Origin of the sequence: Methylobacterium dankookense (genome assembly GCF_902141855.1) — a bacterium.
In the GTDB taxonomy this organism is placed as follows: Bacteria; Pseudomonadota; Alphaproteobacteria; order Rhizobiales; family Beijerinckiaceae; genus Methylobacterium; species Methylobacterium dankookense.
The window spans coordinates 53,812-76,319 of sequence record NZ_CABFVH010000002.1 but is presented as its reverse complement, the minus strand read 5'-3'; the positions used below and the strand labels follow the sequence as shown (position 1 = coordinate 76,319).

The 22,508-nt window shown below is 72.1% G+C and carries 20 protein-coding genes; 11 read left to right on the top strand and 9 right to left on the bottom strand.

All coding sequences use genetic code 11. The annotated features are described in order from the left end of the window. Positions 1-39: 39 nt before the first annotated feature. The 3 genes from MTDSW087_RS02480 to folE all read right to left on the bottom strand — a co-directional run bounded on the left by MTDSW087_RS02480 (position 40) and on the right by folE (position 2,252). A complete protein-coding gene (locus MTDSW087_RS02480; RefSeq protein WP_144759717.1) occupies positions 40-1,041 on the bottom strand; it encodes a patatin-like phospholipase family protein in 1,002 nt (333 codons plus the stop codon). After that, entirely contained in the window at positions 1,038-1,460 is a 423-nt protein-coding gene (hisI, locus tag MTDSW087_RS02475) for a phosphoribosyl-AMP cyclohydrolase (protein WP_144759714.1), read from the bottom strand. Before hisI ends, MTDSW087_RS02480 begins: the two co-directional genes overlap by 4 nt. Before the next feature lie 63 nt (positions 1,461-1,523). Then, a complete protein-coding gene (gene folE / locus MTDSW087_RS02470; protein WP_483403635.1) occupies positions 1,524-2,252 on the bottom strand; it encodes a GTP cyclohydrolase I FolE in 729 nt (242 codons plus the stop codon). A gap of 327 nt (positions 2,253-2,579) precedes the next feature. Between folE and MTDSW087_RS02465 the strand changes: the two genes are divergently transcribed. The 8 genes from MTDSW087_RS02465 to MTDSW087_RS02430 all read left to right on the top strand — a co-directional run bounded on the left by MTDSW087_RS02465 (position 2,580) and on the right by MTDSW087_RS02430 (position 11,721). After that, positions 2,580-3,023 (top strand): iron-sulfur cluster assembly scaffold protein, encoded by a 444-nt coding sequence (locus MTDSW087_RS02465; RefSeq protein ID WP_144759709.1) that lies wholly within the window; start codon positions 2,580-2,582, stop codon positions 3,021-3,023. A gap of 10 nt (positions 3,024-3,033) precedes the next feature. Then, positions 3,034-3,360, top strand: a complete 327-nt coding sequence (gene yidD / locus MTDSW087_RS02460; RefSeq protein WP_238179149.1) for a membrane protein insertion efficiency factor YidD — start codon at positions 3,034-3,036, stop codon at positions 3,358-3,360. Positions 3,361-3,509: 149 nt separating this feature from the next. After that, complete coding sequence (locus MTDSW087_RS02455) at positions 3,510-4,523, top strand: AAA family ATPase (protein WP_144759703.1); 1,014 nt, start codon at positions 3,510-3,512, stop codon at positions 4,521-4,523. Positions 4,524-4,527: 4 nt separating this feature from the next. Then, complete coding sequence (locus tag MTDSW087_RS02450) at positions 4,528-5,442, top strand: DUF58 domain-containing protein (protein ID WP_144759700.1); 915 nt, start codon at positions 4,528-4,530, stop codon at positions 5,440-5,442. A gap of 10 nt (positions 5,443-5,452) precedes the next feature. Beyond that, on the top strand, positions 5,453-8,272 hold the full coding sequence (locus tag MTDSW087_RS02445) for a DUF4159 domain-containing protein (RefSeq protein WP_144759697.1): 2,820 nt from the start codon (positions 5,453-5,455) through the stop codon (positions 8,270-8,272). A 4-nt stretch (positions 8,273-8,276) separates the two neighbouring features. Further along, entirely contained in the window at positions 8,277-10,361 is a 2,085-nt protein-coding gene (locus MTDSW087_RS02440; RefSeq protein ID WP_144759695.1) for a hypothetical protein, read from the top strand. A 25-nt stretch (positions 10,362-10,386) separates the two neighbouring features. Next, positions 10,387-10,866, top strand: coding sequence for a cupin domain-containing protein (locus tag MTDSW087_RS02435; RefSeq protein ID WP_144759692.1), 480 nt, complete (start codon positions 10,387-10,389; stop codon positions 10,864-10,866). 291 nt (positions 10,867-11,157) lie between these two features. Then, entirely contained in the window at positions 11,158-11,721 is a 564-nt protein-coding gene (locus MTDSW087_RS02430) for a hypothetical protein (RefSeq protein WP_238179148.1), read from the top strand. A gap of 86 nt (positions 11,722-11,807) precedes the next feature. On the opposite strand, the gene MTDSW087_RS02425 is transcribed toward MTDSW087_RS02430, so the two are convergent. From MTDSW087_RS02425 to MTDSW087_RS02410, 4 genes are all read right to left on the bottom strand, one after another. Beyond that, positions 11,808-12,905 (bottom strand): microcin C ABC transporter permease YejB, encoded by a 1,098-nt coding sequence (locus tag MTDSW087_RS02425; protein WP_144759689.1) that lies wholly within the window; start codon positions 12,903-12,905, stop codon positions 11,808-11,810. A 10-nt stretch (positions 12,906-12,915) separates the two neighbouring features. Continuing rightward, entirely contained in the window at positions 12,916-14,763 is a 1,848-nt protein-coding gene (locus MTDSW087_RS02420; protein WP_144759686.1) for an extracellular solute-binding protein, read from the bottom strand. Beyond that, complete coding sequence (locus MTDSW087_RS02415; RefSeq protein WP_186383711.1) at positions 14,760-16,649, bottom strand: extracellular solute-binding protein; 1,890 nt, start codon at positions 16,647-16,649, stop codon at positions 14,760-14,762. The genes MTDSW087_RS02420 and MTDSW087_RS02415 overlap by 4 nt, the downstream gene beginning before the upstream one ends. Before the next feature lie 146 nt (positions 16,650-16,795). Continuing rightward, positions 16,796-17,383, bottom strand: coding sequence for a PAS domain-containing protein (locus MTDSW087_RS02410; RefSeq protein WP_186383710.1), 588 nt, complete (start codon positions 17,381-17,383; stop codon positions 16,796-16,798). A 361-nt stretch (positions 17,384-17,744) separates the two neighbouring features. Here MTDSW087_RS02410 and MTDSW087_RS02405 point away from each other — a divergent pair, with 361 nt between their 5' ends. Further along, positions 17,745-18,248 (top strand): GNAT family N-acetyltransferase, encoded by a 504-nt coding sequence (locus MTDSW087_RS02405; protein ID WP_144759680.1) that lies wholly within the window; start codon positions 17,745-17,747, stop codon positions 18,246-18,248. Between the two features lie 167 nt (positions 18,249-18,415). On the opposite strand, the gene MTDSW087_RS02400 is transcribed toward MTDSW087_RS02405, so the two are convergent. Further along, positions 18,416-19,417, bottom strand: a complete 1,002-nt coding sequence (locus tag MTDSW087_RS02400; RefSeq protein WP_144759677.1) for a c-type cytochrome — start codon at positions 19,415-19,417, stop codon at positions 18,416-18,418. A 285-nt stretch (positions 19,418-19,702) separates the two neighbouring features. Between MTDSW087_RS02400 and MTDSW087_RS02395 the strand changes: the two genes are divergently transcribed. Together MTDSW087_RS02395 and MTDSW087_RS02390 are read left to right on the top strand one after the other, a co-directional pair. Next, entirely contained in the window at positions 19,703-20,446 is a 744-nt protein-coding gene (locus MTDSW087_RS02395; RefSeq protein ID WP_144759674.1) for a 3-deoxy-manno-octulosonate cytidylyltransferase, read from the top strand. Positions 20,447-20,533: 87 nt separating this feature from the next. Beyond that, complete coding sequence (locus MTDSW087_RS02390) at positions 20,534-21,388, top strand: prephenate dehydratase (protein WP_144759671.1); 855 nt, start codon at positions 20,534-20,536, stop codon at positions 21,386-21,388. 9 nt (positions 21,389-21,397) lie between these two features. Here the strand turns inward: MTDSW087_RS02390 and MTDSW087_RS02385 are convergent, their stop codons facing one another. Beyond that, complete coding sequence (locus MTDSW087_RS02385; protein WP_144759668.1) at positions 21,398-22,438, bottom strand: aldose epimerase family protein; 1,041 nt, start codon at positions 22,436-22,438, stop codon at positions 21,398-21,400. Positions 22,439-22,508 lie beyond the last annotated feature (70 nt).

Here is a 22,508-nt window from a genome sequence, read left to right as displayed (position 1 = left end):
TCGCGGGTCCAGGGCAGAGCCCTGGAGTAGACGCCGGAGCTAGATCCGGGCGCTCGCACCCTCAAGCGCCGCCCGGATGCGGGGGAGCGCCGCGCGGGCCGCCGCGCGGCCGAGCGCGATGCCCTCCGCCGCCCTGTGGAACTCGAACAGGCCCATTCCCGCGAGGTCAGGCCCGACGCTGACGTCGGGCGGGTCGCGCTCCAGGCGCGCCCGCGAGATCCGGTCCTGCGTGATGTTGAAGGCGTCGAACATCACACGGGCGATGCCGGGTGCCGAGGGCGCGGGCTCGCGCGCCCGGTGGCGGCGCCCGCGCACGGCGCCGAGCAGGCTCCAGCGGCGGCGCACCTCGACGGCACCGGCCACCGCGCGCTCCACCGGATCGGACGGGCCCGGCTGGATCAGGCCGCCGCGCACGCTCGGATCGCAGTTGAGGTTCACGCAGACCACGAGGTCGGCGCCCATCGCCCGGGCCAGCGCCACCGGCACCGGGTTCACGAGGGTGCCGTCCATCAGCAGGCGCCCGTCGAGGGCGACCGGCGGGAAGATGCCGGGCAGGGCATAGGAAGCCCGTACCGCCTCGACGAGGGGGCCGCGCCGCAGCCAGACCTCGTGGCCGGTGCCGAGCTCGGTCGCCACCGCCGCGAAGCGGACCGGCAGGTCCTCGATCCGGCGGCCTGCGAGATCCTGCACGAGGCGGCGGCGCAGGCGGTCGCCGCCGATCAGGCCGGACCCGGTCAGGCGCAGGTCGAGCAGCCCCATCACCCGGCGCTTGGTCAGGCCGAGCGCGAAGCTTTCGAGCACGTCGAGCTTGTCCGCGGCATAGCAGCCGCCGACCACCGCGCCGATGGAGCAGCCCGCCACCACGGCGGGGGCGAGTCCCGCCTCCTCCAGCGCCCGGATCACTCCGATATGCGCCCAGCCCCGTGCCGAGCCGCCGCCGAGGGCGAGACCGAGGCGCGGGCCGGCGCCTGCCGGCCGGCGCGGCTCCACCGCGCCGGGGCCGAAATCCTCGGGTTCGCGCAGGGCGGAGAGGCGGCTCACGGGTCCGCCGGCTGCAGGGTGGCGCGCCCGCTGGCGGGATCGAACGAGACCGCGCGGTAGAAGCAGGCACGCCGGCCCGTATGGCAGCAGCCGCCGTCGCCGCCGACCTCGACGCGGATCAGCACCGCGTCCTGATCGCAATCGGTGCGCATCTCGACGACGCGCTGGATCTGCCCCGAGGTCGCGCCCTTGTGCCAGAGTTCGCCGCGCGAGCGCGACCAGTACCAGGCCTCACCCGTCTCCAGGGTGCGGGCGAGCGATTCGGCATTCATGTGGGCGAGCATCAGGACGCGCCCGTCATGGGCGTCCACCGCGATGCAGGCGACGAGGCCGTTCGCGTCGAAACGGGGCGTGAAGGCGCTGCCTTCCTCGACCTCGATGCGGGAGCCGGGCGGATCGAAGGGGAGGGGTGCGGTCATCGGATCCAGTCGCGACGGGTACGCCCTCCCCCCTCTGCGGGGGAGGGGAACAAGCCGGCGCCGTCAGCCCTTGCCGCCGCGCACGAGCGTGAGGAAGCGGACCTGCTCGCTCGGATCGTCCTTGAACACGCCGCGGAACTGGCTGGTGATCGTGGAGACGCCGGCCTTCTGCACGCCGCGCATGGCCATGCAGAGATGCTCGGCCTCCACCAGCACGGCGACGCCGCGGGGCTTGAGGATGCTCTCGATCACGTCGGCGATCTGCGCCGTCATGGTCTCCTGCGTCTGCAGGCGGCGGGCGAAGGTATCGACCACGCGGGCGAGCTTCGAGAGCCCGACCACGCCGCGGGTGGGATAGTAGGCGATGTGGGCGAGCCCCATGAACGGCACCATGTGGTGCTCGCAATGGGAATAGAACGGGATGTCGCGCACCAGCACGATGTCCGAATAGCCCTCGACCTCCTCGAAGACCCGCTCCAGCAGGGCCTCGGCATCGACCTCGTAGCCGCCGAAGAGCTGGCCATAGGCCTTCACCACCCGGGCGGGCGTGTCGATCAGGCCCTCGCGGTTCGGGTCGTCGCCGGCCCAACGCAGCAGGGTGCGCACGGCGGCCTCGGCCTCCTCGCGGCTGGGGCGACCGAGCGCGATGCCCTCGGGCACGCGGGTGGCGGAGGCGGGCTCGGGCGCGACCTCGACCGGCTCGGGCCGGCGTGCATTGTCGTTGCGCATCAGGGTCAGGCCCTGCGCATCGTCGGCGGTCCGGTACGAGAGGGATTTGAGAGCGGCATCCATGGCATCTCCCGCCCGCGCCACACGGGACTTCATGGTCGTGCTGTCGGGCTTGGCGTACATTCGGGCTCGCGTATCCGGGCTCTCGACGGCTTGGCCTTGCGTTCAAGCCGCTGCCCGGTTCGATCGAGCGTCCCCGGCCGTGGGCGCGACCTTGGGCAATGACGGGCCGCCTCCTCGCGAAGCGGCGTTGTCGGGCCTATATCGTCGTTTCAAGGCCGTCGCGCAACGTGTCCCGCGTTGCACGGTGTGCGCGGCAGGTCTCCCGGCGAGGACGACCTGCCACGGACCTTCGAAATCCCTCGCCCGAAGTCCCTCGCGAAAAGCCCGATGCTGGACGACATCTACAACCGGCGCATCCTCGAACTCGCCGCCGACATCCCCCGTCTCGGGCGCCTGGAGGGTCCGGATGCCAGCGCCACGGCCCATTCGCGCCTGTGCGGATCGACGGTAACGGTGGACCTCGCCCTCGGCCCCGACGACACCGTGACCGACTTCGCCCACGAGGTGCGCGCCTGCGCGCTCGGCCAGGCCTCCTCCTCGCTGATGGCGCGCCACGTGGTCGGCACCTCGGCGGAGGACCTGCGGCGTCTGCGCGAGGCGGTGCGGTCGATGCTGAAGGAGGGCGCCGCCGCGCCGGACGGGCGCTGGGCGGATTTCGCCGTGCTGGAGCCAGTGCGCGACTTCCGGGCGCGCCATGCCTCGACGCTCCTCACCTTCGATGCCGTGGTCGACGCCCTCGACCAGATCGCGGCCAAGCGGCAAGCCGCCTGAGGCCCGCGGCGTGACCCTTCCGCGGCAGGCGGCGCATTACGCCATCCGCTTCTACCAGCTCACCCTGTCGAGCCTCGTCGGCCGCCAGTGCCGGCACTGGCCGAGCTGCTCCGAGTACACGGACACGGCGATTACCCGGCACGGGCTCTGGCCGGGCGGCTGGATGGGCCTCGCCCGGATCTGCCGCTGCGGCCCCTTCGGCACCCACGGCATCGACCTCGTGCCCGACGCCGTGCCCCCGCGCGCGTCCTGGTATCGCCCCTGGGCCTACGGCCGCTGGCGCGGCACGCTCGCCCCGCCTTCGCCCTTCGCCTGCGAGACGGTGGAGGAGGGGTGACGCCTGTTCCCCTGCGAAAGGGGGAGGAGGTCCGGCGGTCCGTGCGGCGATGCCGACCTTGCCAGCCTGCCGAAAAGCGCGCCACACTCGGGGATCAGGCAGGACTTCGCTTCGGACGCCCGCATCCGGAGAAGGGAACACCCGACCGCATGACGCAAGGCCAAGCCGGCTTCCAAGCCGCCACCACCCTGGACGAGGGCATCGTCGCCACCGCCGAGAGCTGCCTCGCCGCCGTCGGCGAGGCCCGCGAGGCGATCCACGGGGTGATCTTCGGTCAGGAACAGGTGGTCGACCTCGCCCTGGTGACGATCCTGGCGGGTGGCCACGGCCTGCTCGTCGGCCTGCCGGGGCTGGCCAAGACCAAGCTCGTCGAGACGCTCGGCACGGTGCTCGGGCTCGATGCGCGGCGCGTCCAGTTCACCCCCGACCTGATGCCCTCCGACATCCTCGGCACCGAGATCCTCGACGAGGATGCCGAGCGCCGCCGCTCCTTCCGCTTCGTGAAGGGGCCGGTCTTCACGCAGCTCCTGATGGCCGACGAGATCAACCGGGCGAGCCCGCGCACCCAGTCGGCGCTGCTCCAGGCGATGCAGGAGCATTTCGTCTCGGTGGCGGGCGAGCGCCACGACCTCCCGCGCCCCTTCCACGTGCTCGCCACGCAGAACCCGATCGAGCAGGAGGGCACCTACCCGCTGCCCGAGGCGCAGCTCGACCGCTTCCTCCTGGAGATCGATGTCGGCTATCCCGACCGGGCGGCCGAGCGGCGCATCCTCATCGAGACCACCGGCGTCGAGGAGACGAAGGCCAAGGCGGTGATGACCACCGAGCAGCTCCTCACCGCCCAGCGCCTCGTGCGGCGCCTGCCGGTGGGCGAGGCGGTGGTCGAGGCGATCCTCGACATCGTGCGCGCGGCCCGGCCCGACAGCGGTGACGCGATCGTGAAGGGAAAGCTGATGTGGGGCCCCGGCCCGCGCGCCAGCCAGGCCCTGACGCTGGCGGTGCGCGCCCGCGCCCTGATCGAGGGCCGCGTCGCCCCCTCCATCGCCGACGTGAAGGCGCTGGCCGAGCCGGTGCTGAAGCACCGCATGGCGCTCGGCTACAGCGCCCGGGCGGACGGCGACACCGTCGAGGGCCTGATCGCCAGGCTCGCGGAAAGACTCTGACGCGTTGGTCGCGACGCGCATCCTCAGCGCCCACGAGCGCAATCCCGGCCGGCGCGAGAGCGAGAGCGCCGTCGCCCTGGCCGCCCGCATGCCGCACCTCATCCTGGAGGCGCGGCGGGTATCGAGCCTGCTCGCCCACGGCCTGCACGGGCGCCGCCGCGCCGGGCCCGGCGAGAGCTTCTGGCAGTTCCGCCCCTTCGTGACCGGGGAGGCCGCCGCCCGCATCGACTGGCGCCGCTCGGCCCGCGACGACCGGCTCTACGTGCGCGAGCGCGAGTGGGAGGCCGCCCACAACATCTGGCTCTGGATCGACCGCTCCGCCTCGATGGGCTTCGCCTCGGAGCTCGCCGCCGCGCCGAAGGTCGAGCGGGCCCTGGTGCTCGGGCTCGCGCTGGCCGACGCCTTCGTGGAGGGCGGCGAGCGCGTCGGGCTCCTCGGCCTCACGCGCCCGACCGCCTCACGCAAGATCGTCGAGCGGATGGCGCAGGCCCTCGTCGGCGACGAAGCCGGCCTGAGCCAGGACCTGCCGCCGCGGGCCGAGCCTGGCCGCTTCGACGAGGTGATCCTGCTCAGCGACTTCCTGACCCCGCCCGAGCGGGTCGCCGCCTCGGTCCGCGAGATCGCGGGACGGGGCAGCCGCGGCCATCTCGTGCTGGTGGCCGACCCGATCGAGGAGACCTTCCCCTTCGCCGGACAGGCGGTGCTGCACGATCTCGAATCAGGCTTCTCCCTCGATATCGGCGATGCGGGGGCCTGGGGCACGGCCTATCGCGAGCGGATCGCCGCCCACCGCGACGCGCTCGGTGGCATCGTCCGCGACGCGGGCTGGACGCTGACCCTGCACCGCACCGACCGGCCGGCGAGCGAGGCGGCTCTGCGCCTCATGACCCTGGTCGCCGCCGCCCGCGGCCCGGTCTGAGGAGGCCGGCATGTTCGGACTGACCTTCGCCGCGCCCCTCGCCCTCGCCGCCCTGATCGGCCTGCCGGCCCTGTGGCTGCTGCTCCGGGTAACCCCGCCGCGGGCGCGCCGCATCGACTTCCCGCCGCTGAAGCTCGTGGCCGACCTCCTGCCGCAGAGGCAGACGCCCGCGCGCACCCCGCTCTGGCTGCTGGTCCTGCGGCTCCTCGCGGCCGCCGCCCTCATCCTCGCGGTGTCCGGCCCGGTCTGGAACCCGCAGGGGGTCGGTGCCGGGGGCGGGCGCAGCGCGCTGCTCGTCCTTCTCGACAACGGCACCAGCGCCGCCCACGACTGGCGCGCCCGCACCCGCGTCGCCGCCGATACGGTCGAGGGTGCCGCCCGCGACGGCCGCCCGGTCGCCGTGCTCGGTCTCGGCGAACCGGCCACGGCCATCGAAGCGCGCACGCCGGCCGCTTCCCTGGAGCGCCTGCGCGCCCTCGGCGTGCGCCCGCACCTCGCCCGGCGCGAGGCGCACCTGCCGACGATCGGCGCCTTCCTGGAGAAGAACCCGGGCGCGGGCCTCGTCTGGATCAGCGACGGGGTCGCCGGCGTCGAGGCCGATTCCTTCACGGGGCCCCTGGCGGAGCTGGTCGCCCGGCATGGCGCCGCCCTCACCCTGCTGCGGGCGGACGCACCGCCCGCGCTGGCGCTGACCGCCACCGAGAGCGCGGGCAAGCTCGGCGCCAAGGTCCTGCGCGCCGCCCCGAACGGGCGCGAGACCGGCACCGTACGCGCCCTCGACCAACGGGGCCTGCCGCTCGCCGAGCACGATTTCGCGTTCTCTGGCAACACCCTGGAAGCGGATGTTCCCGTCGAGATGCCGCTGGAGCTGCGCAACGGCATCAGCCGCCTGGAGGTGGCGGGCGAGCGCTCGGCCGGCGCCGTGGTGCTGATGGACGAGCGCGGCAAGCGGCGCCGGGTCGGCCTCGTCTTCGGCGGCACCAGCGACCAGGCCCAGCCGCTTCTGGCCCCGACCTACTACCTCGCCAAGGCGCTCACCCCCTTCGCCGACGTGCAGGAGCCGCGCGGCGCCAAGGGCACGGCGGATTCGATCGCGCAGCTCCTCGATTCGCAGGTCTCGGTGCTGGTGCTCGCCGATGTCGGCGCCATGGACGAGCGCATCACCGCGCGGGTGGAAAAGTTCGTCGCCGAGGGCGGCCTGCTTCTGCGCTTCGCCGGCCCGCGGCTCGCCGCCGGCAACGACCCGCTGGTGCCGGTGCGCCTGCGCAGGGGCGGCCGCAGCCTCGGGGGCACCCTGTCCTGGGACAACCCGAAGACGCTCGCGCCCTTCGCTCCCGAAAGCCCCTTCGCCGGCCTCGCGCCCCCCACCGATATCGGCGTGCGCCGGCAGATCCTGGCCGAGCCCGACGGCGACCTGCCGAGCCGGACCTGGGCCTCCCTCCAGGACGGCACGCCGATCGTCACCGCCGAGACGCGGGGGCAGGGGCGGGTGGTGCTGTTCCACGTCACCGCCGACACCACGTGGTCGAACCTGCCGCTCTCGGGCCTCTTCATCGACATGCTGCGCCGCGTGGTGGCGCTCGCCGGCTCCACCGCCCCGCCCGCGGACGGGGGGCCGCGCCCACCCGCCGCGATCCTGGCGCCGCGGTTGGCGCTCGACGGGTTCGGCGCGCTCGGCTCGCCCCCGGCCTCGGCCAAGGCGGTCTCGGCCGATTACGGCGACCGCGCCACCGAGGAGCACCCGCCGGGCTTCTACGGGCCGGTGGATGGCGGCATCGCCGTGAACGCGCTGCGCGCGGGCGACGCCCTCAAGCCCCTCGACCTCGCCAAGCTCGGCGCCGCCCGCATCGGGACGCTGGCGGGGGCCGAGACCCTTGACCTGCGGCCGGCCCTCTTCACCTTCGCCCTGATGCTGCTCGCGCTCGACACGCTGGCCGGCCTCTGGCTCGGCGGCTTCCTCACCCGCCTCGGCGGGCTCGGGCGCCTGCGCGGGCGCGCGGCCTCCCTCATCCTCGCCCTGGCTCTCGCCGCCGCCGCGCTCGCGCCGCCGCCGGCCCGCGCCGAGGAGCCCGCGGCCAACCGGCCGAACGGCATCGAATCGGCCCTCGTCACCCGGCTCGCCTACGTGATCACCGGGGACGCCGCCGTGGACGAGGCGAGCCGCGCCGGCCTCACCGGCCTGACCCAGATGCTCGCCGCCCGCACGGCGCTCGAGCCGGGCGAGCCCGCGGGCATCGATCCCACCAAGGACGAGCTCGCCTTCTACCCCCTGATCTACTGGCCGATCGCGCCGAGCCGGCCGCAGCCGGCCGAGGCCGCCATCCGCCGCATCGACGCCTTCATGCGCAACGGCGGCACCGTGCTGTTCGACACCCGCGACGGGCTCGTGGCCCGCCCCGGCGCCGCGCCGACGCCGGAGGCGCTCTATCTCCGCAAGATGCTCGCGACCCTCGAAGTGCCGGAGCTGGAGCCGGTGCCGCAGGACCACGTCCTGACCAAGGCCTTCTACCTCGTGGACAGCTTCCCCGGTCGCTTCAGCGGCGGCCAGACCTGGGTCGAGGCGCTGCCGCCCGCGGGCGAGGGGGCCGAGCGCCGTCCGGCCCGGGCCGGCGACGGGGTGAGCCCGATCATCATCACCGGCAACGACCTCGCCTCCGCCTGGGCGATCGGCCGCCGCGGCGAGCCGCTCTACCCCGTGGTCGGCGGCGACCAGCGCCAGCGCGAGATGGCCTTCCGCGGCGGCGTGAACATCGTGATGTACACGCTCACCGGCAACTACAAGGCGGACCAGGTCCACGTGCCGGCGCTCCTCGAACGGCTGGGGCAGTGAGCCGATGCTGAGCCTCAGCTTCACGCCCCTCCTGCCCTGGCCGGTTCTCGCCGGTTTCGGGATCGTGGTGGCGCTGCTCGGCGTGATGGCCGTGCTGGCGCGGGGCCGCGTCGGGTTGCTGCGCGTCGCCGTGCTCGCCCTGGTGCTCGCGGCGCTCGCCAACCCCGCCCTGGTGCGCGAGGACCGCGAGCCGGTGAAGGACGTGGCCGCGGTCATCGTCGACCGGTCCGGCTCGCAGGCCCTGGGCGACCGGCCGCAGATGACCGATCAGGTCCGGGCCGAGCTTCAGCGCCGCTTCGGCGCGCTCACCACGATCGAGCCCCGCTTCATCGACGTGCCCGACGCGCCGGACGGCGACGACGGCACCAAGCTGTTCGCGGCGCTGGGCCAGGCGCTCGCCGACGTGCCGCCGGAGCGGCTCGCGGGCGTCGTGATGCTCACCGACGGCGTGGTGCACGACATCCCGGCCTCGATGGCGGCGCTCGGGCTCAAGGCGCCGCTCCACGTCCTCGTCACCGGCCATGCCGACGAACGCGACCGGCAGATCAAGCTCTTGGAGGCGCCGCGCTTCGGCATCGTCGGCCGCGAGCTGACCATCCGCGCCGAGGTGATGGAGCGCGGCGGCACCGGCTCGGCGGTGGTCACTGTCCGCCGCGACGGCGAGGAGATCGACCGCCGCACCGTGCCCACCGGCCGGCCCTTCCCGCTGACCACGCGGATCGAGCATGGCGGCCCCAACGTGGTCGAGATCGAGGTCGAGCCGCTGCCGGGCGAGCTCACCACCGTCAACAACCGCGCGATCCTGCCCATCGAGGGCATCCGCGAGAAGCTCCGGGTGCTCCTCGTCTCCGGCGAGCCGCACCAGGGCGAGCGCACCTGGCGCAACCTCCTGAAGTCGGACGCCAATGTCGACCTCGTCCACTTCACCATCCTGCGCCCGCCGGAGAAGCAGGACGGCACGCCGATCTCGGAACTGTCGCTCATCGCCTTCCCGACGCGCGAGCTGTTCGTCCAGAAGATCAAGGACTTCGACCTGATCATCTTCGACCGGTACGCCAACCAGAGCGTGCTGCCGCAGGCCTATTTCGACAACATCGTCCGCTACGTGCGCGAGGGCGGGGCGCTGCTCATCGCGGCCGGCCCCGAATTCGCCGGCCCGGCCAGCCTCGCCCGCACCCGCCTCGCAGGGATCCTGCCGGGCGACCCAAATGGTGGCGTGGTCGAGCGCGCCTACAAGGCGACCCCGACCGCGACCGGCCAGCGCCACCCGGTGACGCGGGCGCTGCCCGGCTGGCAGGCCGACAAGCCGCCGGCCTGGGGCGACTGGCTGCGCATCGTCTCGGCGCAGACGCGGGCCGGCATCCAGCCGATCCTGTCGGGGGCCGACAACCTGCCGCTCCTGGCGCTCACCCGCGAGGACAAGGGCCGCGTCGCGCTGCTCCTCTCCGACCATGCCTGGCTCTGGGCGCGCGGCTACCAGGAGGGCGGCCCCTATCTCGACCTGCTCCGGCGTCTCGCCCACTGGCTGATGAAGGAGCCGGCGCTGGAGGAGGAGGCGCTGCGCGCGCAGATGACCGGCCACGGCCGCGAAGTTCGCGTCGAGCGCCAGACCATGGGCGATACGGCCGAGCCGGTCACCGTCACCGGCCCGACCGGGCGCGAGCGCACGCTGACGCTCGCGCAATCCGAGCCCGGCCTGTTCAGCGCCACCTTCGAGGCTTCGGAACTGGGGCTCCACACCCTGCGGGCCGGCAGCCTCGTCGCCTTCGTCAGCGTCGGCCCGACCAATCCGCGCGAGCTCGCCGACGTGTTCAGCGATCCCGAGCGCCTGCGGCCGGTGGCCGAGGGCTCGGGCGGCTCGGTGCGGCGGGTCGCCGATTCCGGCGGCCTGCAGGTGCCGCGGCTCCAGAGCGTGCGCAGCGGCCGGCTGGCCGGCGCCGACTGGATCGGCTTCCGGCCCTCGGACAGCGCCAACATCCTGGGCGTCGAGGTCTATCCGCTGGCGCTCGGCCTGTGGGCGCTCGCCGCCCTCGCCGCTGCCGTGCTGGCGATGTGGCTGGTCGAAGGACGGCGGGGCCGCGCCGCCTAGGGCCGTCAAAACGGGGGAGGAATCGATGCTCGTTCGCGCATTGACGGCGCTGTGCCTGTCCATGCCCTGCGCCGCGCTCGCCGCCGAACACGGCGATGCCGGGATGATCGTTCTGCCCGATGCGGCGGCGGCCACCTATCAGCCGGGACCGCCCGACCTGCCGAAGGGCACGCAGGTGAGCGCGGTCTCGGGCGATCCGGCCAAGCCCGGCGCCTTCGTGCTGCGCGTCAAGTTCCCGGCCAACACCGTGATCGCGCCCCACACCCATTCGAAGCCCGAGACGCTCACCATCCTGTCCGGTTCGATCTACCACGCGCACGGGAAGACCCTCGACAAGAGCGCGGGCAAGATCCTGAAGACCGGCGGCTTCGTCTACCTGCCGGAGGCGATGCCGCACTCTCTCTGGACCACGGACGAGCCGGTGGAATTGCAGGTGAACGGGACGGGGCCGTTCGGCCTCCAATACGTGAACCCGGCAGACGATCCGAGCCGGGCGGCGCGCTGAGGCAGGGCAGAGGGGGAGGCCGCGCCACCCGCGCCCCCGCTCTCGACGTCCAGATGCGGTCGAGGCTCTGATAGGCGCGCACAAACTTTTGAATACAATTTTAACGCGAAGACTCGCTTTCCGATGGCGGCGATCAACCGACAGGCGAATACTGACATCGCCGCAGAGATTCGGTCACATGCCAAGGCACCTTCGTGAAACGAGCCTTCTTAAACTGATATACATCAAGACTCGCCGCATTCTGACCGCACCTCCGGCCGAACGATCAACGGAACAGCCCGGGAGGTTGGGATGACATTGTCGAGAACCGATATCGGACGCCCCTCGATCTTCATCGTTGTCGCCACAGGACTGCTGATCGGCCTGCCGGCCACGGGTCTCGCCGCGGAACTTCCGCTCCAGGGCGAGTATCGCATCACCTATACGGGCGTGAATCCGGCGCCGATGAAGCCGGTGATGATCGGGCCGCAGCGCACCGTCGCGACATCCCTCAGCATCATGACCGCGGTGAATGCCGGCGGCAGCGGCCTCCTGCACAACATGACCGGCCGCTGCAACGGCATGGCGACCATCGACAATCAAGCCAAGACGCTGGAGAACCACGGCTTCTGCGACTACGTCGATGCCGACGGCGACCACGTCTTCGAGAAGTGGGACTATCCCGTCCAGCCCCTCGCCGCGACCGGCCAGGGCACCGGCGAGTGGATCGGCGGGACGGGCAAGTTCACCGGCATCTCCGGGCAGCTCACCATCAAGAGCCAGCGCGTGAACGCGCTCACCGAAGGCATCGTGCAGTTCGTCGGCGAGAAGACCGGCAGCTACACGATTTCCCGCAAGACCGCCGGCGGCGACTGAGCGGGGCGGCTCCCGCGCGGGGAGGCCTCGGCCGCCCCGCATCCCGGTCAGGCCGCGAGGTCGAGATCCGAACGGCGCGGCGTTCCTCAGGTCGCCCGGGCCGAGAAGTCGATGCGCGGGTCGATCCAGACGTAGATCAGGTCCGAGAGCAGGTTCACGGCGAGGCCGAGCAGCGAGAAGATGTACAGGGTCGCGAACACGACCGGGTAGTCGCGGCCCGTGATCGAGCGGAAGGAGAGCTCGCCGAGGCCGTCAAGGCTGAAGATCGTCTCGATGAGGAGCGAGCCGGTGAAGAAGGCCGAGATGAAGGCGCCCGGAAAGCCCGCGATCACGATCAGCATCGCGTTGCGGAAGACGTGGCCGTAGAGCACGCGGCTCTCGGAGAGGCCCTTCATCCGCGCGGTGAGCACATATTGCTTGCGGATCTCGTCGAGGAACGAGTTCTTGGTCAGCAGCGTCGAGGTGGCGAAGGCGCCGATCACCAGGGCGGTGAGCGGCAGCACCATGTGCCACGCATAGTCGGTGACCTTGCGCCAGGTGGAGAAGGTCTCCCAGCCCTCGCTGGTCAGCCCCCGCAGCGGGAACCACTGGAAGAACGAGCCGCCCGCGAAGAGGATAATCAGCATCAGCCCGAACATGAAGCCCGGCACCGAGTAGCCGATGATGACCACGAACGAGGTCCAGCGGTCGAAGCGGGTCCCGTCGCGCACCGCCTTGCGGATGCCGAGCGGGATCGAGATCGCGTAGGACAGGAGCGTCATCCAGAGGCCCAGCGAGATCGATACGGGCAGCCGCTCGCGGATCAGCTCGATCACGGTCACGTCGCGGAAGTAGCTGCGCCCGAAATCGAACCGGGCATAGTCCCAGATCATCTTCAGGAAGCGCTCGTAAGCCGGCTTGTCGAAGCCGTACTGCTTCTCGAGCTTGGCGATGAAATCCGGACTCAGCCCTTGCGCGCCGCGATACTTCGAGTTCGTCTCGGCGTTCATCGGGCGGGCCCCGCCGAGATCGCCGGCGCCGCCGGTGACGCGCCCCATCGCCGCGTCGCCCTGGCCCTGGAGCTGCGAGATCACCCGCTCGACGGGGCCGCCGGGGGCGAACTGCACGATCACGAAGGTGATGAGCAGGATGCCGAGCACGGTCGGCACCATCAGGGCGATGCGGCGCAGGATGTAGGCGAGCATGAGCTGTCTCCTACCCGCCGCTGCGCCGGGCGCGCTCGGCGTCGAACCACCAGATCTCGGGTGCGCCGAGATCGTAGGTCGGCCCCTTGGCCGGGCGGCCGAACATGTCCCAGACCGCGAGGCGGTGGCTGCCCGAATACCACATCGGCACCCAGTAGCGGCCGGCACGCAGCACGCGGTCGAGGGCCTTGCAGGCGGCGCGCAGGTCTTCTCGGGAGGTGGCGTCGGCCACCTTGTCGAGGAGGGCGTCCGCCGCCGGGTCGCTGATGCCGGAGAGGTTGGCCGAGCCCTTCACCGCGGCGGCGGCCGATCCGTAGGATTGGCGCAGCTCCGCCCCCGGCGTCGGCCCGAAGGCGAAGCGGCGGGAGATCACGTCGTAGTCGAAGTCGTTGACGCGCGCTTGGTACTGCGACGCGTCCACGTTGCGGATCGACGCGCGGATGCCGACCAGCCCGAGATTGCGGATGAAGGCCTGGATGTGCGGCTCAAGGGTCGGGTCGAAATCGAGGAACTCGATCTCTAAGGGCCTGCCGTCCGGCAGCCGCAGGCCGCCCCCGGCACGAGTACAGCCGGCCTCGCGGAGCAGCGCGTCGGCTCGGCGCAGCAGCACCCGGTCCTGGCCGGAGCCGTCCGAGACCGGCGGGCTCCAGGGCTCGCCGAACACCTCGGCGGGCAGCTTTTCGCGCAAAGGCTCGAGGAGCGCCATCTCGGCCGGGCTCGGCGCCCCCTCGGCCTTAAGGTCCGAGTTCTCGAAGAACGAGGCCGTGCGCGTATAGGCGCCGAACATCAGGTTCTTGTTGGTCCAAGCGAAATCGAAGCAGAGGTTCACCGCCTCGCGGACCTTCGGGTCGCGGAATTGCGGGCGGCGGGTGTTGAGCCACCAGCCTTGCGTGCCCGACGGCCTCGCATCCGGCACCGTGAAGCGCTGGACGCGCCCCTCCGCCACCGCGGGGAAATCGTAGCCGTTGGCCCAGACCCGGGCGGTGAACTCCTCGCGGAAGGTGTAGGCGCGGCCCTTGAACGCCTCCATCGCGACGTTGCGGTCGCGGAAATACTCGACGCGGACCTCGTCGAAATTGTTGTGCCCCACCGTCACGGGCAGGTCGGCGGCCCAGTAATCGGACACCCGCTCGAAGCTGATCGAGCGGCCGGTATCGACGCGGGCGACGCGGTAGGGGCCTGAGCCGAGGGGCGGCTCCAAGGTCGAGGCCTCGAAGTCGCGCGTCTTCCAGTAGGCGGCGGAGAAGACCGGTAGCTGGGCCACGATGAGCGGCAGGTCGCGGGCGCGGCCTTCGCGGAAGCGCACGACCAGGGTGTCGTCGCCTTCCGCCATCGCATCGACCATGTCGCGGATCACCTGCGAGATCTCGGGATGTCCCTTGTCGCGCAAGGTGATCAGCGAGAAGGCGGCGTCGCGCGCCGTCAGCCGGGTGCCGTCGTGGAAGCGGGCCTGCGGCCGCAGCCGGAAGGTATAGGTCAGCCCGTCCCCACTCACCGCCACCGAGCGGGCGAGGAGGCCGTAGAGCGCGTCCGGCTCGTCGTAGGCCCGCACCATCAGGCTGTCGAAGGTCAGATTCATGCCGCCCGCCCCGTCGCCGCGCAGGACGTAGGGGTTGAGCGTGTTGAAGGTGTTGCCCGCCTGGTTGCCGAAGGTCTGGCTGATCTGGGACGAGAAGCGCCCGCCCTTCGGCGCCTCCGGATTCACGTAGTCGAAGAAGCGGAAATCCGCCGGGTATTTCAGCTCGCCGAAGCTCGACAGGCCGTGGCTCTCGCGCAGGGCGTCCTCGGCGCGGAGCGGCCGGGGCAGCAGCGCCAGCGCGCCGGCGCCGAGGACGAGGCGGCGGCTCGGGCCCCTCAACGCGGGGCCCCGGTCTTGGCGGCGGCGGCCTCGTCGTACCACCAGGTGGTGGGGAAGCCGGGCCCGCCGTAGCGCGGCAGCACGGCGGGATGGGCGAAGCGGTTCCAGCGCAGGGTCCGCGTGACGTTCGAGGCCCATTGCGGCACCACGTAGTTGTGGGCGAGCAGCACCCGGTCGAGCGCCCGCGTCGCCGAGACGAGGCCGGGCCGGTCACGCGCGAAGACGACGCGCTCGATCAGCGCGTCGATGCCCGGATCCTGGATGCCGGCGACGTTGCCCGAGCCCTGGCGACCGGCCGCGGCCGAGCCCCAGTAATCGCGCTGCTCGTTGCCGGGCGAGAGCGATTCCGGCCAGGAATTGATGACGATGTCGAAGTCGAAGGCGCGCTTGCGGTTCTGGTACTGCGCCTGATCGATGATCCGGGGCGTCGCCGTGATGCCGATGAGCTTCAGCGAGGCGACGTAAGGTAGGATCACGCGCTCGAAGACGGGCTGCGATTCGAGGATCTCGACGGCGAGCGGCTGGCCGGTGGCCTTGTTGACCATGCGCCCGTCGCGCAGCTCGTAGCCCGCCTCGCGCAGGAGCCGCACCGCCTCGCGCAGGTTGGCGCGCACCGCCTCGGTGCTGTCGTTGACCGGGTTCCTGTAGGGCTCGGTGAAGACGGAGGCCGGGATCTTGTCCTTCACGCCCTCGAGGATCATGCGCTCCTCGCCCTCGGGCAGGCCGGAGGCGGCGAGCTCGGAGCCGAAGAAGTACGAATCGATGCGCTTGTAGAGCCCGTAGAACAGCGCCCGGTTCATCTCCTCGAAGTTCATCGCGAGGTTGAAGGCCCGGCGCACGCGCTCGTCCTGGAACATCGGCTTGCGCAGGTTGAACACGAAGGCCTGCATGATGCCGTTGCCGCGGTCGGGGAACTCCTCCTTGATCAGGCGGCCGTCCTTCACGGCGGGGAAGTCGTCGTAGGCGGTCGCCCAGTTGCGGGCGACGTTCTCGGCGCGGAAATCGTAGAGGTCGCCCTTCAGCGCCTCGACCAGCACGGAGGAATCGCGGAAATACTCGAAGCGCACGGTGCCGAAGTTGAAGCGGCCGGCATTCACTGCGATGTCCTTGCCCCAGTAATCGGCCACCCGCTCGTAGGTGGCGGTGCGCCCCGCCTCGAAGCGGGCGAGCCGGTAGGGGCCGGAGCCGAGCGGCGGCTCCAGCGACGTCTCGGTGACGGAGCGGGGCTTTCCGCTCGCATCCTTGCCCGTCCACCAGTGCTTGGGCAGCACGCGAAGCTGGCCGACGATCTGCGGCAATTCGCGGTTGCCGGTCTCGGAGAAGGTGAAGGTCACCTCGCGCGGCCCCGTGGCCTCGGCCTTGGCGACGTTCTGGTAGTAGGCGGCGTAGAGCGGGCTGTTCGCCTTGAACGCCTCGAAGGACCAGACCACGTCCTCGGGGGTGACCGGCCGGCCGTCGTGCCAGCGGGCGCCCTCGCGCAGGCGGTAGGAGACCGAGCCGAGATCGGGCGCGACGCGGATCGCCTCCGCGAGCAGGCCGTAGGAGGTGAAGGGCTCGTCCTGCGATTCGACGGTGAGCGTGTCGTAGATCTGCGCGATGCCGCCCTCGACATCGCCCTTCAGGCCCGCGACGACGATGTTGAAGTTGTCGAAGCCTCCCTGCGTCCCGAGGCGGACGAGGCCGCCCTTGGGCGCGTCGGGGTTGGCGTACTCGAAATGCTTGAAGTCGGCCCCGTATTTCGGCGCGCCCATCAGGGTGACGGCGTGGGCCCATTGGCCGGTCCCGGCCCCCGTGGCGATGGCTACCGAGGCGGCGGGCTCCTGGGCTGTCGCCGTGGCGCTGAGGCCGCCGAGGAGGAGCGCGGCGGCGAGGAGGCGTCCGATCACGTCTGAGCAATCTCCGGTTCGTGCGCGGCAGCCTTCCGGCGACCGTCCGAGGGGAGGGGGCCGGGGGCGACCCGTGACCGGGGTACTTAGGACGCCGCGCCCCCCCGCGCCAAGGTGCAGGGCGTCGCGCCGGGCGGCGCGCAGGCTCAGTTCTGCGAGCGGCGGGCGATCTGCTGCCCGACCTCGAGGAGGAGCATGTCCACCAGAAGGCGCAGCTTCGAGGAGCCGATCTGGTCGGCCTCGGCGCGCAGGCCGGCGCAATAGCCCACCATCCGCTCCAGCGCCCCCTCCTCGGGAAGCGGCGCCTGGGCGCAGTAGCGCTGGCCGTCCTCGCGGTGCTCGGTGATGTCGAGGAGGATGCCGTGGGCCCGCAGGGGCTGGCCGGACTCGCCGCGATGCACGCGCCCCCGGCTCAGGATCCAGCGGATGCCGCGCACCGGATGCACGACGCGGTACTCGGCCAGCAGCAGGCCGCCCGACGCCACCGAGCGCTGCATCTCGCCGATCACCCACTCGACGTCGTCGGGATGGATGGCGGCGACCGCCTGCGGGCGGCGCAGCTCGCGCCCGGCGAGCTCGGCATCGCCCGCCAGGAATTCCGCGCCCCCGGCATCGTAGATCACCGTGCCGCTGGTGAGCCACCAATCCCAGGTTCCGACTACGCCCGACGCATCGAGCACGGCCCGCAGGCCCTCGAAACGGCCTGCGCCCCCCTTGGTCGTCCGCGCCCGCACCGGCGGCCCTCCGACTTTTCCACCCATCCGATGCGTATCGCATCGCAGCGGAAGATGCACGAGCGGAGCAGGTATTCCATCAGCCTTTATGATGAGTTCATCCCGGCCTTCCCCACCGTGATAGCCTCGCGCCCGCCGCAGCACCGGTCCCGGACTTGAAAGCCACGGGGCCTAGACTGTCGCGGAGTCTCGGCCGCCCGGTGCGTGATTGCGGCAGGGCGCAACCGCTGCTAGAGCCCCGGCCGATCGCGTCGCAGCAGGTTGCGCTCCGGGCCTCCTGCGCGGCGCGCTCCCCGCGAACCGGCCCCCACTCCGGCGGAGGGCTTCGCGAGCGGCCTTCCGCCCCGGGATCTCCCGCCCCGTGCCCGCCCTCTCCCTCGTCATCCGCCCCGAACTCCCCGATGACGGTCCCGCCGTGGCGCGGCTCCACGCCCGCGCCTTCGGGCCGGGGCGCTACGCCCGCACCGCCTACCGCCTGCGCGAGGGCGGCCCGCACCGGCCCGATCTCAGCGTCACCGCCTCGGTCGGCAGCTTCCTGGCCGGATCGGTGCGGATGAACGCGGTGCGCGCGGAGGGTCCCGCCTTCCTCGCGCTTGGCCCGCTCGCGGTCGATCCGAGCTTCGAGGGCCGCGGCATCGGCTCCGCGCTGATGCAGGCCGCCCTCGACGCGGCCCGCACGGCGGGGGAGGGGCTGGTGATCCTCGTCGGCGACCTGCCCTTCTACGCCCGGTTCGGCTTCGCGCCGGTGCCGCCCGGGCGGCTCGGCCTGCCCGGCCCCGTCGATCCGTCCCGCTTCCTCTGGCTCGAACTCGCCGAGGGCTTTTCCGCGCGCGTCTCGGGGATCGTCGGCGGCGCCGCTGACTGAGCATCGGGGCCGGACGGGATGGGGCGGGCTCCCCCTCTCCCCGCACGCGGGGAGAGGGGCCCGTCGCGGTTCGTTCGGCAGCCTACCCGGCGCCGACCCGCCCCAAACGGAAACGGCCCCGATCCATCCGGACCGGGGCCGTCTCGCAGATCCGCCCGTGGGCGACGTTACTTGGCGGGCTCCTTGGCGGGCTCGCCGCCGACCGAGCCCTGGTTCTCCAGGGTCTTGGCCTTCTCCTCGGCGGCCGGGTCGGCCTTGGCCGGAGCCTCCTTGGCGGGGGCGGCCGGCGGCGCGGCGGGATCGGCCTGGACCGGGGTGCTCGGGGACGGGCCGCCGCTCTCGGGGGCGGGCTTCGGCGCGGTCTCGTTGCGGTTCTCGGTCGCCGTGTTCGGCTTCGGGCTGCCGGGCGCCTTCTCCGTCACGGGCTGGTCGGTCTTGGTGTCGGCGGGCTTGGCCGGGCTGTCCTTGCCCTCGGACGCCTTGCCTGCGGCGGGCTTGTCCGCGCTCGGCTTGTCGGCGGGCTTCGTCTCCGCGGGCTTCGTCTCCGCGGGCTTGGCTTCCGCAGGCTTGGCCTCGCCCGCCTTCGCCTCACCAGCCTTTGTCTCACCAGCCTTTGTCTCACCAGCCTTGGCCTCGGCGGCCGGGAGCGGCTTCGGGCTGTCGGAGAGGGTGCGGAGGTAGGCGATGACGTTGGCGCGGTCCTGCGGCGCGGCGATGCCGGCGAAGGCCATCTTGGTGCCCTTGATGAAGCCCTTCGGGCTCTCGAGGAAGTGGTCGAGATCCTCGTAGGTCCAGGTGCCGCCCTTCTCCTTGATGCCGGCCGAGTAGTCGAAGCCGCCATGGCCGCCCTTCGCCCGCTCGACCACGTCCCACAGGTCGGGGCCGACCTTGTTCGGGCCGCCCTTCTCGAAGCTGTGGCAGGCCTGGCAGGCCTTGGTGCCGCCCTGGCCCTTCTCGACATTGGCGCTGGCGAGCCGCACCGCGATCGGCTCGGCCTTGGCCGCCGGGGCGGCGCCGGCGCTCTCGGCCGCCGGCTCGGGCAGCTCGTAGCCGGCCTTGCCCGCCGGCTTGGGATGGTAGATCAGCTCGGCGACGAAGCCGGATCCGGCCGTGAACAGCAGGGCGCCGAGAACCGCGCCGGCCACCTTGTTCAGCTCGAACAAATCCATGCTCTCTCAACTCCACGGGCGCCGCGGGCAGGGCACCGGACATTGGAAGATTTCGAGGGTGCCTTAGCCGCTCCGGGGCGATCTTGACAATGCCGGATCGCCCCGTCCCTTGGTTGCAGGGCACAACTGTCGCATCCGCGTATCGGATCCCTCCACAGTTCGGCGCCGCCCGCGCGCCTTCCCCTGTGCAGAACCCCGCGCCAAGACCTGCGCCGAGCCCCCGCCATGACAAGGCCGGGAGGGCCTGTTAAGGCACGCGGCCGTCGCAAAGCCGGTGTCCGCCCCGTGTCCGATCCCCTCGTCCTCATCCCCGCGCGCCTCGCCGCGACGCGCCTGCCGAACAAGCCGCTCGCCGACATCGCGGGCGAGCCGATGATCGTGCATGTCTGGCGCCGGGCCGTGGAGGCGGGCATCGGCCCGGTCGTGGTCGCCACCGACACCGACGCCATCGCGCAGGCCGTGGTGGCGGCGGGCGGCCTCGCGGTGATGACCCGGGCCGACCACCCCTCCGGCTCCGACCGCCTCGCCGAGGCGCTGGAGCGCCTCGATCCGGACGGGCGCCACGACGTGGTGGTCAACGTGCAGGGCGACCTGCCGACGATCGACCCGGCCGCGATCGGCGCGGCGGTGGCCCCGCTCGCCGACCGGACGGTCGACATCGCCACCCTCTGCGCCGAGATCACGCGGGCCGAGGAGGCGGACGACCCGAACGTGGTCAAGCTCGTCGGCCACCCGGTCGGTCCGCGGCGCCTGCGCGCCCTCTACTTCACCCGGGCCCGCGCGCCCTGGGGCGAGGGCCCGCTCTTCCACCATATCGGCCTCTACGCCTATCGCCGGACCGCGCTCGCCCGCTTCATGGCGCTGCCGCCGGGCACGCTGGAGACCCGCGAGAAGCTGGAGCAGCTGCGCGCGCTGGAGGCCGGCATGCGCATCGACGCCGTGGTCGTCGACGACCTGCCGCTCGGCGTCGACACCCCCGCCGATCTCGAACGCGCCCGCGCCGTCATGGCCGGCCGCTCCCTCACCTGACATCGCCGTGCAGGCGCACGGAGCACGCGCGACCGCGCCGGCCCCATGGGCCGGAATGCGGACGGGCCGGACGGACCAAAGAAGACCATGAACACCACGATCTCCTACCAGGGCGAGCCCGGGGCCAACTCGCACATCATCTGCGCCGAGGCCTTTCCCGGCTGGACCTACCTGCCGTGCCCGACCTTCGAGGACGCCCTCACGGCGGTGACGGAGGGGCGGGCCGCGCGCGCCATGATCCCGATCGAGAACTCGATCGCGGGGCGGGTGGCCGACATCCATCACCTGATCCCGACCTCGCCGCTGCACATCGTGGCCGAGCACTTCCTGCCGATCCACTTCCAGCTCATGGCGCTGCCCGGCACCAAGGTGGAGGATCTCCGCAGCGTGCACAGCCACGTCCACGCGCTCGGCCAGTGCCGCCGCATCATCCGGCGCCTGGGCCTCAGGGCCGTGGTGGCGAGCGACACGGCGGGCGCCGCCCGCGAAGTGGCCGAGGGCGGCGATCCGAGCCGGGGCGCGCTGGCGCCGGCCATGGCGGCGGGCGTCTACGGCCTCGACATCCTGGCCCGGGACGTGGAGGACGAGGCCCACAACACCACCCGCTTCGTGGTGTTCGCGCCCCAGGCCGAGCCGGCCCCGCAATCCGACGGCCCCTTCGTCACGAGCTTCATCTTCAAGGTGCGCAACATCCCGGCCGCGCTCTACAAGGCGCTCGGCGGCTTCGCGACCAACGGCATCAACATGTCGAAGCTCGAGAGCTACATGGTCGAGGGCCAGTTCACCGCGACGCAGTTCTACGCCGAGGTGGACGGCCATCCGGACGACCCGGCGCTCGCCCGGGCGCTCGACGAGCTCGCCTATTTCTCGCGCGAGTTGAAGATCATCGGCACCTATCCGGCCCATCCCTTCCGCGAGGCGGCGCGGCCCCCGGCGGAGTGACCTGGCGCTTCAGCCCGCGCTGAAGCGCCAGGTCGTCACCGCGGCGAAACGCTCGTCCGGCCGCAGCACGGCGGAGGGGAAATCCGGCCGGTTCGGCGCGTTGGGGAAGCCCTGCGTCTCTAAGCAGACCCCGTCGCCCGAGCGGTAGGTCCGCCCCGAGGGGCCGACGAGCGTGCCGTCGAGGGTGTTGCCGGTATAGAGCTGCAGGCCCGGCTGCGTGGTCGCGACCTCCAGGACGCGCCCGCTGCCCGGGTCGCGGCAGACGGCGGCGGGCCGGAGCGTCCCGGCCGCGCCCCGCAGCACGAGATTGTGGTCGTAGCCCTTGGCCCGCACGAGTTGCGGATCGGCCTCGCGGATTCGCGCGCCCAGCGGCACGGCCTCGCGGAAGTCGAAGGGCGTGCCGGCGACCGGCCGGATCTCGCCAGTGGGGATCTGCACCGCGTCCGTCGGCGTGAAGGCGTCGGCGAAGAGCCGGACCTCGTGGCCGAGCACGTCGCCCGCCCCCTCGCCGGCGAGGTTGAAATAGCTGTGGTTCGTGAGGTTCAGCACCGTCGGCCGGTCGGTCCAGGCGGCGTAGTCGATCCGCACCATGCCGTCCTCGGGCAGGCTGTAGGTGACGCTCACGTCGAGATTGCCGGGAAATCCCATCTCGCCGTCGCAGGAGCGCCGGGCCAGGACGAGGCGGGTCTCCTCCACCGCTTCCGCCCGCCAGAGCTGCTTGGCGAAGCCCTCGGGGCCGCCGTGCAGCGTGTTCGGCGGGTCGTTGACGGGCAGCGCCACGACGCGCCCGTCGAGGGGGAAGCGCCCGCCCGCGATCCGGTTGGCGAAGCGGCCCGCCACGGCCCCGAAATGCGGGCTCACCGTCTCGTAGCCCTGGAGCGCGTCGAGGCCGAGCACGACGTTGGCGGCGCGGCCCGCCCGGTCCGGCACCTCGAGACGGGTGACGATCGCGCCGTAATCGATCACCTGCAGGCGCAGGGCGCCGCGGGCGAGGGTGTAGCGGGTGACCGGCTCGCCGTCCCGCGTCCGTCCGAAAGCCTCACCCGCCATCGCCGTCCCCTGCACGTCCGGGACGGATCTTAGGGCGCGCTCCGCCGAAGGGGATTCCGGTCCGGCGCGG

Coding starts and splice junctions, on each gene's coding strand:
- hisI (WP_144759714.1), bottom strand. CDS start 1,460: ATGACCGCACCCCTCCCCTTCGATCCGCCCGGCTCCCGCATCGAGGTC.
- folE (WP_483403635.1), bottom strand. CDS start 2,252: ATGGATGCCGCTCTCAAATCCCTCTCGTACCGGACCGCCGACGATGCG.
- MTDSW087_RS02465 (WP_144759709.1), top strand. CDS start 2,580: ATGCTGGACGACATCTACAACCGGCGCATCCTCGAACTCGCCGCCGAC.
- MTDSW087_RS02455 (WP_144759703.1), top strand. CDS start 3,510: ATGACGCAAGGCCAAGCCGGCTTCCAAGCCGCCACCACCCTGGACGAG.
- MTDSW087_RS02445 (WP_144759697.1), top strand. CDS start 5,453: ATGTTCGGACTGACCTTCGCCGCGCCCCTCGCCCTCGCCGCCCTGATC.
- MTDSW087_RS02440 (WP_144759695.1), top strand. CDS start 8,277: ATGCTGAGCCTCAGCTTCACGCCCCTCCTGCCCTGGCCGGTTCTCGCC.
- MTDSW087_RS02435 (WP_144759692.1), top strand. CDS start 10,387: ATGCTCGTTCGCGCATTGACGGCGCTGTGCCTGTCCATGCCCTGCGCC.
- MTDSW087_RS02430 (WP_238179148.1), top strand. CDS start 11,158: ATGACATTGTCGAGAACCGATATCGGACGCCCCTCGATCTTCATCGTT.
- MTDSW087_RS02425 (WP_144759689.1), bottom strand. CDS start 12,905: ATGCTCGCCTACATCCTGCGCCGCATCGCCCTGATGGTGCCGACCGTG.
- MTDSW087_RS02400 (WP_144759677.1), bottom strand. CDS start 19,417: ATGGATTTGTTCGAGCTGAACAAGGTGGCCGGCGCGGTTCTCGGCGCC.
- MTDSW087_RS02390 (WP_144759671.1), top strand. CDS start 20,534: ATGAACACCACGATCTCCTACCAGGGCGAGCCCGGGGCCAACTCGCAC.
- MTDSW087_RS02385 (WP_144759668.1), bottom strand. CDS start 22,438: ATGGCGGGTGAGGCTTTCGGACGGACGCGGGACGGCGAGCCGGTCACC.